A 14,777-nucleotide genomic window follows, 5' to 3' on the forward strand; every position below is an offset into this window, starting at 1 on the left:
CGCGGCAGGGGCACGCTCGCGCCCTGGGACCCTCCGCGGCGGCTGGTGATCACGGGCGTGTACCGGCATGTTCGCAACCCGATGATCAGCGGCGTCATTCTAATTCTGGCGGGCGAGTCGCTCGCCTTTTCCTCTGCCGCCCTGGGGACGTGGACGGCAGTAGTGCTCATTGTCAACGCCGTGTACATCCCGGTGGTCGAGGAGCCTGGACTTGCCCGCCGGTTCGGGGAGGAGTACGAAGCATACAGAGCGCATGTGCCGCGCTGGGTGCCGAGGCTGAGGCCGTGGAATCCCACCGCGTCTCGGGGTTAGACGAGCTCGCGGCCTGACAAACGCTTGTCGAGTTCACCCGCTTCGCCGCCGGAGACACCGGGATGCCCGCGGCGCGCCTCGCTCTGGCCCTGACGCTTGCCGCGACCCTGACCCGCTTGGTCGGGCCACGGAGCGTTCGGCGCGCATTCGATCCTGCCGAAGCCTGACCCCCGCTTCTTCCTCGTCGCCACGCCGCGACCCACCGCCACGATAAACTCGACCAACATGACGACCTCGCCCCCCGCGGCAGGGACCGAAGAGCAGAGCGATAACCGGTGGCTTTCGCGTCTGCGCTGGTTCGGGGCCGAGTTCTTAGTCGTTCTTACCGGCGTGCTCGTCGCGCTCGCGATCAATTCCTGGTGGGAAACGCGCCGTGAGCACGCTCTCGAGCAGTCCTACCTCCGACGATTGGAGGCGGACCTCCTCGCGGATAGCGTCGAGTTCGATCGTCAAATCTCGATCGAACGGTCGCGTGGAGCCCAAGCCAGATTGTTGATCGCCGCCTTGAACGGCAAAACGACGAGCGCCGATTCGCTCATCCGTGCCATTGAACAGGTCGGTTGGGCAACCGCATTCAGTCTATCGCCGTATACGTTTCTCGAGCTGCAATCGACCGGCAACCTGCGATTGATCAGGAGCCCCGCAATCCGCACTGCGATCTCAACCTACTACTATCAAACGATCAACAACCAGGAGCTTCTGATGGACTATGCCCGGGACCGGGCGTGGCGCTACGCCACGAGCACCTCGCATGTCCTGTCTCCTGAGTTGCGCGTGCGTATTTCATTGGAACAGCCAATCGATACGAGCTCTGCGGCTCTCGCACTGAGACGGCTTGCTACGGTGCCCGATGTGGAAGGGTTGATCAGCGAGGTTTCGGTCAGCACCGCCAACCTCGAGTGGAACTACCAGAACATACGCCGGGTGCTGGAGGTGGCCTTACGCCGCGTACGAGGAGCGATCCGCGGGGTTTAGCTGGCGCATCCGGCGCCTTGCGGACTACAGGGCCTGACTGAGGCTTGCAGGGAACGCCGGGTGGCGGGACGATCTCATCTTCAGGCCGCAAGCCGAAGGATGCGTGCAACTCGTGACTCCGGCCCACCCGCGCGCTACCTTCCACCCTGCGTGTACCGCGCACCCGACCACGAACGTGCACAGCTCGGCACGCGGGCCGTTCGCTCAGGGGAACTGACACCCGCGTCGAACCCACCTCGGAAGACAGAGACCCAAGCCCATGAACAGGTATTCCTCCCGGTTGCTTGCCTCCCTGCTCGCCGCATCACTCCTGGGATGTGCCCACGCCCAGGTGCAGCCGCAGCCGGGGCAGGCGCGCAACGTCATCCTCTTCCTCGCCGATGCCGGGGGCATCCCGGCCATCAATGCGGCCAGCCTGTTCGGCTACGCGGCGCCGCTCAAGCTGCACGTCCAGCAGTGGCCATACCTCGGGCTGAGCGACACCTCGCCGGTGGACGCCTACGTCTCGGATTCGGCCAACGGCATGTCGGCGATCATCACGGGCGTGAAGACGAAGAACGGCGTGATCAGCCAGGGTCCCGACGTGGTGCGGGGCGAGAAGGACGGCACGCCGACGAAGACGCTGCTCGAGTACGCGGAGGAGCATGGCCTGCGGACCGGCGTGGTCACCACGCAGGCGATCACCGACGCGACGCCGGCGGCCACCTACGCGCATGCGAACGACCGTGGGAAGTGGGGAGAGATCTTGCCGCAAGCCTTTTCGCCGCGGTTCGGGGACGGGGTCGATGTGCTGATCGGCGCCGGGCGCGAGCGGATCGGGGAGCAGCTGGCAGCCGCAGGCACCAGCTACGAGAAACTCAGCCAGCCACACCGTCCGATCTTCTCCCGGCTCGAGCAGGTGCCTGACACCAGCACGCGCCCGGTGGTCGTGTCCGACGAGATCGACGCCCGCGCCGCCACCCTCAGAGCGCTCGACATCCTGGAGCGGTCGCCGAACGGCTACGTCCTGGTAGTCGAATGGGACGCCCACACCAGCGACCCGCGTAGGGGACTGCAGAACATTGTCGATTTCGACCGGCTGATCGCGGAGGTGGAGAGCCGCGTCGATCTGGACGAGACGCTGCTCCTATTCACGGCCGATCATTCCTTCGGCATCCAGGTCGACGGTGGCCACCCCGGTGAGGACCTGCTCGAGGGCTACGACGCCTGGAGGGCCAGCGACAACGATGAGGACGTCGCACGCCTCGAGAACGTGCTGGTCAACGACTCGCACACGGGCGAGGAGGTCGCTGCGCTCGCCATCGGCGCGGGCGCCGAGCGCGTCCACGGCTACTTCCCGAACACCTACCTTTTCCAGGTGATGCTGGAGGCCCTGGGCTTCCAGGCCGACGCCGCCTCGAGCCGCTGACGAAGTACGCCTCACGTGGCCGGGAGCACCCAGGTTCGCTCCCGGCCATCCCCCTCTCAGGAAACGCCTTCGGGTGATTTCTCACCCGCTCCCCCCGTCTCCTTGTCTCTTTGTCCCCGCTATCTCTCCCTCCCCCCGCCAGGCCGAGTGGGAGACTGCTTTTGCGCAACACACAGCCTGTCTTAAAACACTTGCTCACCGGCTCGACGGCACGCATACTTGACTGTGGGCGTTGAGTCCCGCGCACGACCCTTCAGCCCTGGCTTTCGTCCGCTGGGCTCCTCTTCTTCCGCCGCCTTTGTCAGGCACCCCTTCCCGGAAACACGGATGCCAATCATACCGATCGTGCGGTGCAGCCAGATGGCGTCAGCCGTTCGATTCTACACGCGGGTGCTCGACTTCGAGTTGGCAGAAGAGAGCCTGGAGGTGGAGGAACCGGCCTTCAACGTCCTGAGGCGGGGTGACGACCTCCTCTACCTTTCCAGCCACTCCGGAGATGGAGAATTCGGGCAGGCCATTGTTCTGAGCGTGAACGACGTCGACGCTCTGCACCGTGAATTCACGACGCGAGGGCTTCGACCCCCCGCCAATCCTGACTCTCCGGTTCATCAGGGGCCGATCGATCAAAGCTGGGGCACGCGCGAGTTCTATGTCGACGATCCAGACGGCAACACGCTGCGTTTCACTGAACAGTAAGCCGTCGTCGAACTTAGGGGACAGAGGCAGGTCAACCCTGGAACGTGTCACAGCGGAGGATGACCATGGCATACCGTGACGACTTCTACACAGTCGAGAACATCATCGGTATCACCGGGCCCGTGAACGAGCTTCCCACGGTCTATTTCAAGAACACCGCGACCGGGGAGTACGGGCATATCACCCAGATCCATCACTACGATTGGAACGTGGGTCGGACAGGGGTGGTGACAGATGGTGGCTGGACGATCGTCAACCAGTGCACCCAGGCCTGCGGCTGCGGCAAGGACGCCGCGCATGAGTACAATGGACGGGGGCAATGCTTCCATGTCAGTCGCAACAAGTTCGTCCCGGTGAACCAGTTGAGTGCGGACGAGCTGGCGGTGGCTGAGCAGGCCATCTGGCGATGCCCGTACAAAAAGACCGATCCACTCAACTGGGTCCTGCGCAACGCTCTGGATCAGATCTATGCGCGGAGGTGGAACGAGGCTCACTCGGTGGGTGCCCGCACGCCGCAGGGTCGCGGTCGGCGGGGGGCTGTCGATTACACCGCCAGCGGCCTGGCCAATCGTGTGTACAAGATCGTCTATCCCAACCGGAGCTGAGACAGAGGGCAGGCCCTTATCTGCAAGGCGGCCTCGGGGCGCCTCGACCGAGTAAAGGCGCTCGCGCATCGCCTGCAAGCAGACCGATCTCGAGGTAGATTCTCTGGGGCCGACTTGCCCCTTGCGGCGGGGTGTGTCCAGCGGGAGCGCACGGCGGATTGGACGCACAGGCTGGAACAGATGCCTGACCTATTCTCGCGGCCAGCAGGTGCACCATGGGAGACCCCCTCTCCATCCGCATGCTAGAGACGGTCAAGTACAGCGCGATCGCCCTTGCTGTGCTGATGGTGGCCGGCATCCTGACCCTGATGGGGCTCGCCCGCGGAAAGTCGGGAGAGGACGGAGATATCGCCGGCGTCGTCACCCCTGCGTTGTTGCTGACGCTGGTGTCTCTCGCCGTGGCCGCCGCTGCGGCTGTCCGTCAGAAGCGCGCGGAGCGCCTCGGCTGAGCGTTGCCGCGTGCAAAGACCCGAATGGAATCATCAGCCAACGACGAATCCAACGGATACGACGCGATCGCGAACCTCTACATTGCCGGCCGAGGCTCCCGTCCTCGCGTCGGCGACTCGGTCGGCGCCGCTGTCATCAAAGCCTGGGCCCGCTCCTTTCCCCGGGGGGCGACGGTGCTCGACCTCGGCTCGGGTCCGGGTGAGCCGAGCACGCGGATCCTCCAGGAAGCCGGTCTGACGATCTACGCAGTCGACGCCTCACCGACCATGGTCGCGGCGTTCCGCGAGCGATTCCCGGGCGTTTCAATCGAGCGAAATACCGCCGAGGCCTCGGAGTTCTTCCACCGCACCTTCAACGGAGTGCTCGCCTGGGGTCTGTTGTTCCTGCTCGAGCCGGCCGCGCAGGCGCTCGTCATCGAGAAGGTAGGACGCGCTCTCGAGCCCCGGGGACGCTTTCTGTTCACTGCACCCCGGGAGCCCGTTAAATGGCTGGACGCCATGACGGGGCGCCCGTCGCGATCGCTGGGGGCCCCCACGTATGAGCGACTTCTGCGCGAGGCCGGCCTGACCCTGGTCGGCGAGGCAGAGGACGGGGGCGACAACCACTACTACTTTGCCGAGAAGTTGTAGGCGGGAGGTGCTCAAACAGCCCCTTCAGGCTGGTTCGGTTGCTGATGACGAAGCAGGCGCCCAGTTTGAGGTCTCGCAGCTTCGCGCAGCTTCTAGCAACGTGGCGCGCACATAGGGCGTGCTTGCCCCCAAGTCCTGAGCGTTGAGCCAGCTTTGCAGACGTCGTATGGATAGTTCGTGGCAGGGATTTCATCACGTGGCACTGGTCACACCGGACCTCGACCGGACGATCGCGTTCTACCGGGACGTGCTCGGCATGACGATCGGCGAGGTCCGCACCGGCGGAGGAGTGCTCCCGCAGCGCCACTGCTTCATCCGACCGGGGGAGGCGGCCGCCACCTGGGGGTTGCATTTTTTCGAGCATCCGGATGCTCAGATTCCGCAGTTCCCCGAGGGTCTCCGGAGTCGCGGCTTCATTCCGGGTGCACTGCAACACATCGCCTTCGCTCTGCCGGACGCGCAGGCTGCGGAGCGACTACGTGAGCGCTTGACCGCCCACGGGGTGGAGGTGACGCCCACCAACCGGATCGGTTCGATCGAAAACATGCTGTTCTTCGACGTCCACGGTCTGATGCTGGAGGCGACCTGGCCGGCTGCGCAGTGAAGGAACCATGCTCTTCGGCCTTACTCATCCAGGAAAGGCGATCGGCTACACCTCGATCTTCCTTGCCGCCGGGTTCGTGTGGGGTGCGCTGGCGGCAAACGTCCCGGCGCTCCGCAACGCTCGGGGAATCCCTCTTCTGGCGCGAAACTGGGCGGTGGCGCTCCCGGTCTTCGTCTTGTGGGTTGGCCTGAGCTACTTCCTCGCCCGGCGCTATCTCGAGCTCTCCGGCGGGGGCGCCGGCGAGGGATTTCGGCTGGGGATCCTGTTCGCGACGGCGGCCCTTCTGTTCGACGTGGTGGTCGTGGCGTGGTTGGTGGGTCAGGGCCGGCGGCACTTCGCACAGCCGCTCTTGTGGATCACCTACCTGCTCCTGCTGCTCATCCCCTGGTTCATCGGCACGTCGATGGCGTAGCCGGTGATCGGTTGAGAGGTTCCAACAGCGTCGCGGGCAGCACGCCGTTGCAGCGGCCGCGGGTCGACAGGTCTTCCACTTCGCAGGGATGCTTGACATGGCCACGGAGAATCAGGTCGTCATCCCGATGCTCGCGCACGAGGACGGCATGGCGGCGATGGACTGGCTCTGCCGGGCTTTCGGCTTTGTCGAGCGGACGAGGATCGCCGACGCCGAAGGGCGGCTGGCACACGGCGAGCTGGACGTGGGGGGCGGCCTGGTGATGCTCGCTTCACCGACGCCGGACTACGAGGGACCGAGGCGGCATCGGGAGCACTGCGAGCGCGCGAGAAAGTGGTCCTCCGTCCCGTGGATCATCGACGGAGTCCTGGTTCACGTGCACGACCTGGACGCGCATTTCGAGCGTGCCAGGGCGGCGGGCGCGACCATCCTGACGGGCATCGAAGAAGGGCCTCCCGGGCGGCGCTACCGGGCCGAGGATCTCGAGGGTCATCGCTGGTTCTTCATTGAACGCGAGCATGCCTCCGACTGACGATCCGCTGCAGGTGGCCTCAGCTTGCGCGCCATTCCTCGGCGGAGGGCGTTCAGAGAACGCTCAGCGTCTCGCCGCACCCGAGCTCGACGGAGTCATCTTCGGCGAAGTTCGCGCGCGATCCTGGCGCCGTCTCTGAGATTCCGTGAGGATCAAGCTCGTTTTCCTGGCCTGCGTGCTGCCGCTAGGTGAGGCCGGGGTCGATCATCCTGCTCCCGAGCCGTCGAGAGTCGCTCGAGGCCGTGGAAGGAATCATCCAGCGCCTGCGAGCGGACGGCTACTCGTTCGTACGAGTATCGGAGCTCCTCGATCGTCGCAGGTAGGAAATCGGCACCAGCTCGACCTCCGCGGGTCGCGAGTTCTGGGGTCGCGGAGACCGCACGGCAACTCCGAGTGGAGAAACGGACATGATGAGCAAGAGCGATGTCACCGCGGAGCTCCTGGAAGCCTTTTGCGGTGCATGGAACCGGCACGACATCGATTCTCTCATGGCGTTCATGGCGGAGGACTGCGCGTTCGAATCGTCGGCGGGCCCGGACGCCTGCGGCACTCGCTATGCCGGCCGTGAAGCGGTGCGCACCGCCTTTGTCGATGTGTGGGCGGTTTTCCCCGATGCCCACTGGGGAAACGCATGCCATTTCGTGCACGGGGATCGGGGAGTCTCGGAGTGGATCTTCACCGGTACACGGGCTGACGGTAGTCGCGTGGAGGTGCACGGTTGCGATCTGTTTACCTTTCGTAACGGCAAGATCGCGCTGAAGAACTCGTACCGTAAGAACCGGCCACCTCTGCTTGAACCAGATCGGTGAGCCAGCAATCGGCGCCTGGAGCGTTGCTGCCCGAGGGAAGGCGTGTCTGTGCTTCGCGGCCCTGGGCGGCCTTCCGGGCATTTCGGTGATCGCCCCTCTCAATCCGTCCGTCAACCCGTCCGACCGGGCGGCATCAATGGTTCGAATTCGAAACGCCGCGGTAGCGCAAGGCTGCGATCGAGTGACTTCGGATGAACGAGGCTGCGGCGGAGATCGCAGACGGACGCGAGTCACCCGCATAGACCAACAATGACGTTACCGCTCTACCGGGCCGCGACCGCTCCAGCGGCGGCGGTGATGATGATGACGCTCCTCGTCGCCTGCACCGCTGGGCGGAACACGCCGTCCATGACAGCCACGCCCGCCGCTCTGCAGGACGCTCCCGTGGCGGCACTGAACGTGGACGTCCTGGTCTACGGCGGCACCTCGGCCGGTGTGATCGCCGCCTACACGGCCCGCATGTACGGCAAGTCGGTGCTGCTCGTCGAGCCGGGGCGACACCTGGGCGGCATGAGCTCGGGGGGCCTCGGCCAGACCGACATCGGCAACAAGTACGCGGTCACGGGTCTGGGCCTCGACTTCTACCGCCGTGTCGGCCGCGTCTACGGCCGCTTCGAGGCGTGGCAGTTCGAGCCCAAGGTGGCCGAGCAGGTCTTCGAGAGCTACGTCGACGAGGCGGAGGTGGAGGTGCTCTTCTCGCGCCGTCTGAAGTCTCTGTCGAAGGAGGGCACGGACATCCGCACCGTCACCCTCGAATACGCGGGTGGGGGTGGGGGAGCGCCCGATCTGGTGGTGGCCGCGCGGCAGTTCATCGACGCCAGCTACGAGGGGGACCTGATGGCGATGGCGGGCGCCTCGTACGTCGTGGGTCGTGAGGGGAACGAAGTCTATGGTGAGACGATCGACGGCGTGCAGCTCATGACCGGCCACCAGTTTCCCGACGGGGTCGATCCGTACGTGGTCGAGGGGGACTCCACCAGCGGCCTCCTCCCGGAGATCAGCGGGGTAGGGGTAGAGCCGAACGGCACCGGCGACCGGAAGGTCCAGGCGTACAACTTCCGCATGGCCCTCTGCCAGGGCGACAACCGCATCCCCATTTCGGCGCCGGAGGGCTACGACCCGCGGCGCTACGAGTTGCTGGTGCGCCTGATGGAGGCGCGGCCGTGGGACAGTCTGGAGAACGGCTTCATCATCAGCCGCATGCCCAATGGGAAGACGGACTGGAACAACCGCGGCGGCTTCTCCACTGATTTCATCGGCCGAAACTGGGATTACCCCGAGGCCGATTACGCCACTCGCGACAGCATCTGGAGGGAGCACGAGCGCTACCAGAAGGGCCTGCTGTACTTTATCGCTACCGATCCACGCGTTCCTGAGATCATCCGTGAGGAGATGCGCAGCTGGGGCTACTGCCCCGATGAGTTCCTCGACACGGATGGGTGGCCGCATCAGCTCTATGTGCGAGAGGCGCGCCGACTGGTGGGTGAATACGTCATGACCGAGCACAACGCCCGCGGCACCGAGGTCGCGCCGGACGCGGTCGGCATGGCGGCCTACACCATGGACAGCCACAATACCCAGCGCGTGGTGGTGAACGGGATGGTGAAGAACGAGGGGAACGTCGAGGTCGGCGGATTTCCGCCCTACCCGATCTCATATCGCTCCCTGACACCCAAACGCGAAGAGGTCACCAATCTGCTCGTCCCCGTGGCGCTCTCCGCCAGCCACATCGCCTTCGGGTCGATCCGGATGGAGCCCGTCTACATGGTTCTCGGTCAGGCCACGGCGGTAGCGGCGACGATGGCGATCGATGCCGGTGTTGCTGTGCAGGAGATCGACGTACCGGCGCTGCAGCAGGAGCTGCGTGAGAATCCGCTTGCGGACGGCAGTACGCCCGAGGTCCTGGTGGACGATAGCTACACCGAGCAGGTGACGATCCGCGGCGAGTGGGAGCGGGAGCAGCCGAGCGGCACGTACGGGCTGTCCGTTCTACGCAGTGAAGGTGGGGACGGAGGCTCGGTGCGCTTCACGCCCGAGATCCGTACGGCGGGTCTATACACGGTCTACCTGTACTGGCCGGCAGTCGACGGCCTGGCGAGCAATGCTCCGGTTGCAATACGGCATGCAGGTGGAACCGAGGAGCGCACGATCGACCTGCGGCGCGAGACCGAGGGCGTGCAGCACGGGATCGTGTCGTGGGTGTCGCTGGGCGAGTACTCGTTCGACCCCGCGCAGGAGGCGTGGCTGGAGATCGGCACGCAGGGCGCCGACGGTGCAGTGCTGGCGGATGCAGTGTTGTTCGTGCCCGTGCGGTAGAGGAGAGTTCGATGAACCCGACTTCCAAGACCCCGAACAGACACGCTGGAGACGCCGTCCTCGACCGGCGTAGCTTCCTCCGACGCTCCGGCGCCGGACTGCTCGGCCTGACGGCCCTCGACTACCGGATGCTGGCGCGGGGATTCGGCGCGAGCGGCGCCTCCGCGGCCGACCGCATCGTGCTGGGATTCATCGGTGTGGGCGGGATGGGGATGTCGCGCCTGCGCGGCTTCCTCGAGCAACCGGACGTGGACGTCGCCGCTGTTTGTGATGTCGACGCCAACCACGTCGAGGAGGCCATCGCTTTCGTGCAGGAGCGTGGGCGGCGGTTGCCCAAGGCCTTCCATGACTACCGCGATCTACTGAACGAGTCGGACATCGACGCCGTGGTCGTGATCACTCCCGACCACTGGCACGCCATCCCCACGGTGCACGCCTGCGAAGCGGGGAAGGACGTCTTCGTGGAGAAGCCGCTGAGCTACAGCATCCCCGAGGGGCGGGCGATGGCGGATGCCGCGGCGCGTTACCAGCGCGTGACCCAGATGGGAAACCACATCCACAACGACCTCCCCAACTATCGTCGCGTGGTGGAGCGGGTGAAGAGCGGCCAGCTCGGCAAGGTGACCCGTGTTCACCTCTGGAAGGCCTCCAACACCGAAGGTCGGGGCAATCCGCCCGACGGCACGCCACCTCCCGGGCTGGACTACGATTTCTGGCTCGGAGTCGCTCCCCGCCGGCCGTACAACCCGCTGCGCTCCCACTTTACCTGGCGCTACTTCTGGGATTATTCCGGCGGCGAGTTCATGGACTTCTGGTGCCACATCGCGGACGTGGCGTATTGGGCCCTCGATCTGAAGGCGCCGGAGACGGTCTCGGCGATCGGCGGACGGTTCCACCTCGACGACGGCACCGAGACGCCCGACACGATGGAAGCGCAGCTCGCTTTTCCCGGTCTGAATTTCGTCTTCCGCCTGCACCCCCGGCCGTTGCCTGGCTTCGAGCACATGGGCCACATCGGCTGCGTGTTCGAGGGGACCCAGGCGACGCTGGTGACCTCGTACGACCGGCACGAGGTGTACGTGGACGGGAAGAAGCAGGAGGAGCTACCCGAGCCGTCGGTGCACATTCCCGATTCTCCGGGCCACCTGCGCGAGTTCCTCGATGGCATCCGCTCGCGGAACCTGAACACCACGTGCAACGTCGGCTACGGGCATCAACTCACCAAGGCAGGCCTGCTGGCCAATATCGCGCTTCGCAGCGGCGGGTCGGTTCGCTGGGACGACGAGAGGGAGGCCATCGTGGACAATCCGGAGGCGCAGCGGCTGCTGCGCGAGTCCTGGCGCCTGCCGTGGGTGTTGTGAAGGCTCGGTAACGGCAGGAGCGGTAAAGAGGGGTAACCACAGAGGTTACAGAGGGCTGCACAGAGGTCACAGAGGCTAGCACGGAGGGCGCAGAGGACGGAAACCGATAATTACGAATTACGAATTACGAATTACAGGCTTCGCCCAATTTCGTATCGCGGCTCGTTGTCCTCTGCGCCCTCCGTGTTAGCCTCTGCGACCTCTGTATTTAACATCTACTCTCGACTACGCGACCTTAGTGACAAACGAGACCTCGCCGCCGGTCATTTCGTTGATGCTTGCAGTGCGGAGCGCGCCGGCCGCGGTCGCCTGGTACAAACGCGCCCTGGGCGCGACCGAGTTGTGGAACCTGGGCTCTGTGGCGGGGCTGGAGATCGGCGGTGCCCGCTTCTTTGTCGGGGAACCGGCTGCGAACGGATGGGAGAGTCCTGAGGCTCTGGGGACGACCACCTTGCGAGTAGAGGTCTTCTGCGACGATCCCGACGCATTCATCAGGCGGGCCGTGGAGGCGGGTGCCAACGGAGATTTCGACCCCATCCGCGATCACCTGGCCCCCTGGGGAACTCACCGTCAGGGCGGATTCCTGGACCCCTTCGGACATATCTGGTTCGTGGGGGACAGGTCACCTCTGCAGCGGTTTGCGCAGTAGTTGGTTCAGGGCGAGCTCCCGCCGGGCGCGATGCTCACCAGTTCAGCACTTTTCTACCCGATCAGTGCGTTCGCCCGTGGGAAGAACGCGTCCCAGTACCGGCCGTTTCGGTCCTACATCAGTTCGGAGCGACTCGCGCGTAAGCCCCTGCCATAATTGCATTTGCTGCATTAGCGGCCACTCGGCACCCGCCTCGCATTGGGAGAAGGCAAAGCTCGTCGAAGCACCACCTTCATCCAGCGAGGTTGCCATGCGTTCTCTCAAAGACCACTTCAACCGCTTCGAGCGTTTCTTCGGACGGCGGGAAATGGTTCCCGGACTCGCCAACTGGAGGCGCTCACTGCCACCCGTGCTTCGCCGGGTCTGACCAAGGCTTGCAGCGATCGCCGAGCGGAGGCATTGTATCCTCTGCTCGGCAACGCTCGGCGCGATCTCTACAGGTGCTCCAAACTGATCTTCAGCCAATAAGGGACGCCGAATCTTCCACGACCGCGCTCCTCCAAATCTCGCACCGGTAGTCCGTCAATGGGACCGGTGTGCTCCGGCGATCTCCTCCACAGCTTCTCACCCAGACACCGTGCTCATTCCTCCTGCCCCTCGAGTAGCCTCACCCGAACGCGGACAGGTCACTATGGCGAAGATCCGGTATATCGATCCCGCGCGGCCGACCCGGCGTTGGATCACTGCTGGACTCACCTTTGCCGGAGCAGCTGCCGGCGCAGTCGTGGGACTCGCGCTCACCGTGCTCGGTAAGATTGTAGGCGGCGCTCCGCCAGCGGACCTGGCCAACTATCTCTGGAATGCCGGTGTCTTTGGCGCGATGGGCGCCGTCATTGCTCCCACCGTCTCCTGGGCGGTGCTCCGGCGTGCGCCTCTGTGGCGGGTGATCACCGAGCCGCTCCTGGCATCCGTGGCGGGGGCGGCGCTCGGTGTTCTCCTCGGTTCGCCGACGCTGTTCCTGCTCCTGACGCCCGCGGCGGCTGCGGCGGCCGTGGCGCGACTACACTTTACCTACCGGCCCAAGTCCGCCCCGGCTCTGCCGCGCGATCCTGCCGCTCAGCCCCAGGTTTTGCGTCGGGTAGAGGATGTGATATGATTTTTCTGGGTGCACCTCGCCCGAGTTGAAGCTTCCGAACGCCGCAGGCCGCAGCGTTGCGCCATGGCACCTCCTCTCATCCCACTCCCTGTCCCGCGCCATGAAGCTCAACCACCTCAACCTGGCGGTCACCGACGTTCGCGCCGCGAGCGAGTTCCTGGAGAAATACCTGGGGATGCGTCGTGTCGGCGGGAACGCGGGCATGGCGTTCCTGACCGATGCGCCGGACCGATGGGGGTTCGTCCTGACCCTGATGAAAGCGCGCCAGGTCGATTACCCGGGCAACTTCCACGTCGGGTTCTTCGTGGAAAGCGCCGAGAATGTGGACGACATCAACCGTCGACTCAGAGAGGACGGCTTCGAAGCTCCCCTCCCGGAGGATACGGGGCACAGCTACGGCTTCTATATGAAGGCGCCCGGAGGATTCACGGTTGAGATAGGGGCGTGACGTACATCTCCTATCTACCCCATCCTCCCTCGAAGGCTCTCGTCGATGGGGACCTGGAGCTTTCGATGCCGTCTCCGGCCGATGCTCCGGCGCTGGCCGCGTACGGTGCTGATCCGGTGCTTCTGGAGGGCATCTGGGTCTCCGGATCGCCGCCCCTTGGAGACCCGTATGCCTGGGCTTGCGCGCGCATCGATGAGTTTCTGGCGGGATGGTGTCCGCCGGGCGGACCGCACGGCGCCACGCTGGCGATCCGGGAGCGCGGCCGTCTGGTCGGCTTCGTTTATATGTCGCGACGCGAGGGTTGCGAGCTCGAGCTCGCTTATGGAATCGCGCCGCCGGAGCGGGGGAAGGGGTTGGCAACCAGAGCGGCCCTCCTGGCGACCTCCTGGGCACTGGAAGAGGGCGACTTTGATCGCGTTCTCCTGTACGTAGACGAAGATCACTCGGCCGGACACCGAGTAGCCGCAAAGGCTGGGTTTCGTCAGATCGAGCGTGTCGTCAACCGCATCGAACAGACCGGTGAAACCTTCGTCCAGGTCGTGTACGTCAGAACGAGAAAGGGCGACGACCCTGATTCGACCTGACTGAGTGTACAACATAACCCTCAAATCGTGGCGTCCGCGGGCCCCTGTAGACGGTTTGCGTGGGCTTCCTCCTCCCCTTCCTCCTCCCGGACCTTTCAATGCTCGGCTGCCGCGTCGGGGCCGTGGCGTACAAACTCGGCCACGTCTGCACCGTTCCCGCGGCACGACGACGCCCGCATTCTCGTCTACAAGGCCACCGCACGCTGGAATTATCAGGAGCAACCCATTGTCGTCTATTGCAGCAGCACGTATGTACCGGATGAATCTGGCTGGAAGCTTGCATTCCATCAGCAGACGGATGTGCTTAGCGAGGGAGGGCATAAAGGGCGGTAACCACAGAGGTTACAGAGGATTACATCGGGGACGCAGAGCGCGGAAACGGACAATGCGTCCTCTGTGCAACCGTCTGCGGTCAACAACGGACCCACGCGACCTCTCCTTCCTCCCACAGGAGATTGAAATTGTCACCGAAAGACCTGGTTTCCGATTATCTCGCCCGCGTTCGGGCGAAGGAAGGATGGGAGAGCCTCCTCTCCGACGAGTTGCGGTTTACGAATTTTACTCACCCGGTGAAGCGCGTGGCCGGGAAGCAGGGGAGCATTGAAGGAATCCGGCGCTTCTACTCGATGGTGACGGCGCTGGAGGTCGAGCGCATCATTGCGGACGGCAAGCATGTCTGCGCGCTAACTCGCTACGAGCTGCAGCCGCCCGGTGGCCCGGCATTCGAAAGCCACGTTGCGGAAGTGTTCGAGGTGGAGGACGGGAAGATCACCTCGCTCGGCATCTATTTCGACAGCGCGCCGTACCCGAAGCCTCCGACCACCACCAGCTGAGCTGGAGCCGATCCCATAGATGTTACCAGCCCGAATGGCGAAACCTGGACGGAGCAGG

The 14,777-nt window shown here is 64.6% G+C and carries 19 protein-coding genes; 18 read left to right on the forward strand and 1 reads right to left on the reverse strand.

Annotation, left to right across the window (positions count from 1 at the left end):
• Positions 1-312, forward strand: a 312-nt coding sequence (locus VF167_06815; protein ID HEX6925123.1) for an isoprenylcysteine carboxylmethyltransferase family protein, incomplete at its 5' end; no start/stop codon positions are given.
• On the opposite strand, the gene VF167_06820 is transcribed toward VF167_06815, so the two are convergent.
• Positions 309-539, reverse strand: coding sequence for a hypothetical protein (locus VF167_06820; GenBank protein HEX6925124.1), 231 nt, complete (start codon positions 537-539; stop codon positions 309-311). The two genes, VF167_06815 and VF167_06820, sit on opposite strands and share 4 nt — an antisense overlap.
• On the opposite strand from VF167_06820, the gene VF167_06825 reads away from it, so the two are divergent.
• The 17 genes from VF167_06825 to VF167_06905 all read left to right on the forward strand — a co-directional run bounded on the left by VF167_06825 (position 538) and on the right by VF167_06905 (position 14,719).
• Positions 538-1,287, forward strand: coding sequence for a hypothetical protein (locus VF167_06825; GenBank protein HEX6925125.1), 750 nt, complete (start codon positions 538-540; stop codon positions 1,285-1,287). The two genes, VF167_06820 and VF167_06825, sit on opposite strands and share 2 nt — an antisense overlap.
• A 259-nt stretch (positions 1,288-1,546) precedes the next feature.
• Entirely contained in the window at positions 1,547-2,695 is a 1,149-nt protein-coding gene (locus VF167_06830) for an alkaline phosphatase (GenBank protein HEX6925126.1), read from the forward strand.
• A 327-nt stretch (positions 2,696-3,022) separates the two neighbouring features.
• On the forward strand, positions 3,023-3,391 hold the full coding sequence (locus tag VF167_06835) for a VOC family protein (protein ID HEX6925127.1): 369 nt from the start codon (positions 3,023-3,025) through the stop codon (positions 3,389-3,391).
• Positions 3,392-3,456: 65 nt separating this feature from the next.
• Positions 3,457-3,996 carry a hypothetical protein gene (locus tag VF167_06840; GenBank protein ID HEX6925128.1) on the forward strand — a complete coding sequence of 180 codons (540 nt, stop codon included), beginning with the start codon at positions 3,457-3,459 and terminating at the stop codon, positions 3,994-3,996.
• Between the two features lie 215 nt (positions 3,997-4,211).
• Positions 4,212-4,445, forward strand: coding sequence for a hypothetical protein (locus VF167_06845; GenBank protein HEX6925129.1), 234 nt, complete (start codon positions 4,212-4,214; stop codon positions 4,443-4,445).
• A 24-nt stretch (positions 4,446-4,469) separates the two neighbouring features.
• Positions 4,470-5,075 carry a class I SAM-dependent methyltransferase gene (locus tag VF167_06850; protein ID HEX6925130.1) on the forward strand — a complete coding sequence of 202 codons (606 nt, stop codon included), beginning with the start codon at positions 4,470-4,472 and terminating at the stop codon, positions 5,073-5,075.
• Between the two features lie 166 nt (positions 5,076-5,241).
• Complete coding sequence (locus VF167_06855; GenBank protein HEX6925131.1) at positions 5,242-5,679, forward strand: VOC family protein; 438 nt, start codon at positions 5,242-5,244, stop codon at positions 5,677-5,679.
• A 7-nt stretch (positions 5,680-5,686) separates the two neighbouring features.
• Positions 5,687-6,091, forward strand: a complete 405-nt coding sequence (locus tag VF167_06860; protein HEX6925132.1) for a hypothetical protein — start codon at positions 5,687-5,689, stop codon at positions 6,089-6,091.
• 97 nt (positions 6,092-6,188) lie between these two features.
• Positions 6,189-6,623, forward strand: a complete 435-nt coding sequence (locus VF167_06865) for a VOC family protein (GenBank protein ID HEX6925133.1) — start codon at positions 6,189-6,191, stop codon at positions 6,621-6,623.
• Positions 6,624-7,030: 407 nt separating this feature from the next.
• Complete coding sequence (locus tag VF167_06870) at positions 7,031-7,432, forward strand: nuclear transport factor 2 family protein (protein ID HEX6925134.1); 402 nt, start codon at positions 7,031-7,033, stop codon at positions 7,430-7,432.
• A gap of 249 nt (positions 7,433-7,681) precedes the next feature.
• Positions 7,682-9,748 carry an FAD-dependent oxidoreductase gene (locus VF167_06875; protein HEX6925135.1) on the forward strand — a complete coding sequence of 689 codons (2,067 nt, stop codon included), beginning with the start codon at positions 7,682-7,684 and terminating at the stop codon, positions 9,746-9,748.
• A gap of 11 nt (positions 9,749-9,759) precedes the next feature.
• Positions 9,760-11,109 (forward strand): Gfo/Idh/MocA family oxidoreductase, encoded by a 1,350-nt coding sequence (locus VF167_06880; GenBank protein ID HEX6925136.1) that lies wholly within the window; start codon positions 9,760-9,762, stop codon positions 11,107-11,109.
• A gap of 274 nt (positions 11,110-11,383) precedes the next feature.
• Positions 11,384-11,758, forward strand: a complete 375-nt coding sequence (locus VF167_06885) for a VOC family protein (GenBank protein HEX6925137.1) — start codon at positions 11,384-11,386, stop codon at positions 11,756-11,758.
• 631 nt (positions 11,759-12,389) lie between these two features.
• On the forward strand, positions 12,390-12,854 hold the full coding sequence (locus tag VF167_06890) for a hypothetical protein (protein ID HEX6925138.1): 465 nt from the start codon (positions 12,390-12,392) through the stop codon (positions 12,852-12,854).
• 100 nt (positions 12,855-12,954) lie between these two features.
• Positions 12,955-13,302, forward strand: a complete 348-nt coding sequence (locus VF167_06895) for a VOC family protein (protein ID HEX6925139.1) — start codon at positions 12,955-12,957, stop codon at positions 13,300-13,302.
• A gap of 65 nt (positions 13,303-13,367) precedes the next feature.
• Complete coding sequence (locus VF167_06900) at positions 13,368-13,886, forward strand: GNAT family N-acetyltransferase (GenBank protein HEX6925140.1); 519 nt, start codon at positions 13,368-13,370, stop codon at positions 13,884-13,886.
• 461 nt (positions 13,887-14,347) lie between these two features.
• Positions 14,348-14,719 carry a nuclear transport factor 2 family protein gene (locus VF167_06905; GenBank protein ID HEX6925141.1) on the forward strand — a complete coding sequence of 124 codons (372 nt, stop codon included), beginning with the start codon at positions 14,348-14,350 and terminating at the stop codon, positions 14,717-14,719.
• Positions 14,720-14,777: the final 58 nt, after the last annotated feature.

This window comes from Longimicrobiaceae bacterium, from assembly GCA_036375715.1.
GTDB lineage: Bacteria > Gemmatimonadota > Gemmatimonadetes > Longimicrobiales > Longimicrobiaceae > DASVBS01.

What these genes read in the sequence shown, in the direction of transcription:
- VF167_06860 (HEX6925132.1), top strand. Translation starts at nt 5,687, where the DNA reads ATGCTCTTCGGCCTTACTCATCCAGGAAAGGCGATCGGCTACACCTCG.
- VF167_06890 (HEX6925138.1), top strand. Translation starts at nt 12,390, where the DNA reads ATGGCGAAGATCCGGTATATCGATCCCGCGCGGCCGACCCGGCGTTGG.
- VF167_06840 (HEX6925128.1), top strand. Translation starts at nt 3,457, where the DNA reads ATGGCATACCGTGACGACTTCTACACAGTCGAGAACATCATCGGTATC.
- VF167_06845 (HEX6925129.1), top strand. Translation starts at nt 4,212, where the DNA reads ATGGGAGACCCCCTCTCCATCCGCATGCTAGAGACGGTCAAGTACAGC.
- VF167_06875 (HEX6925135.1), top strand. Translation starts at nt 7,682, where the DNA reads ATGACGTTACCGCTCTACCGGGCCGCGACCGCTCCAGCGGCGGCGGTG.
- VF167_06850 (HEX6925130.1), top strand. Translation starts at nt 4,470, where the DNA reads ATGGAATCATCAGCCAACGACGAATCCAACGGATACGACGCGATCGCG.
- VF167_06865 (HEX6925133.1), top strand. Translation starts at nt 6,189, where the DNA reads ATGGCCACGGAGAATCAGGTCGTCATCCCGATGCTCGCGCACGAGGAC.
- VF167_06880 (HEX6925136.1), top strand. Translation starts at nt 9,760, where the DNA reads ATGAACCCGACTTCCAAGACCCCGAACAGACACGCTGGAGACGCCGTC.
- VF167_06835 (HEX6925127.1), top strand. Translation starts at nt 3,023, where the DNA reads ATGCCAATCATACCGATCGTGCGGTGCAGCCAGATGGCGTCAGCCGTT.
- VF167_06885 (HEX6925137.1), top strand. Translation starts at nt 11,384, where the DNA reads ATGCTTGCAGTGCGGAGCGCGCCGGCCGCGGTCGCCTGGTACAAACGC.
- VF167_06855 (HEX6925131.1), top strand. Translation starts at nt 5,242, where the DNA reads ATGGATAGTTCGTGGCAGGGATTTCATCACGTGGCACTGGTCACACCG.
- VF167_06870 (HEX6925134.1), top strand. Translation starts at nt 7,031, where the DNA reads ATGATGAGCAAGAGCGATGTCACCGCGGAGCTCCTGGAAGCCTTTTGC.
- VF167_06825 (HEX6925125.1), top strand. Translation starts at nt 538, where the DNA reads ATGACGACCTCGCCCCCCGCGGCAGGGACCGAAGAGCAGAGCGATAAC.
- VF167_06830 (HEX6925126.1), top strand. Translation starts at nt 1,547, where the DNA reads ATGAACAGGTATTCCTCCCGGTTGCTTGCCTCCCTGCTCGCCGCATCA.
- VF167_06820 (HEX6925124.1), bottom strand. Translation starts at nt 539, where the DNA reads ATGTTGGTCGAGTTTATCGTGGCGGTGGGTCGCGGCGTGGCGACGAGG.
- VF167_06895 (HEX6925139.1), top strand. Translation starts at nt 12,955, where the DNA reads ATGAAGCTCAACCACCTCAACCTGGCGGTCACCGACGTTCGCGCCGCG.
- VF167_06900 (HEX6925140.1), top strand. Translation starts at nt 13,368, where the DNA reads ATGCCGTCTCCGGCCGATGCTCCGGCGCTGGCCGCGTACGGTGCTGAT.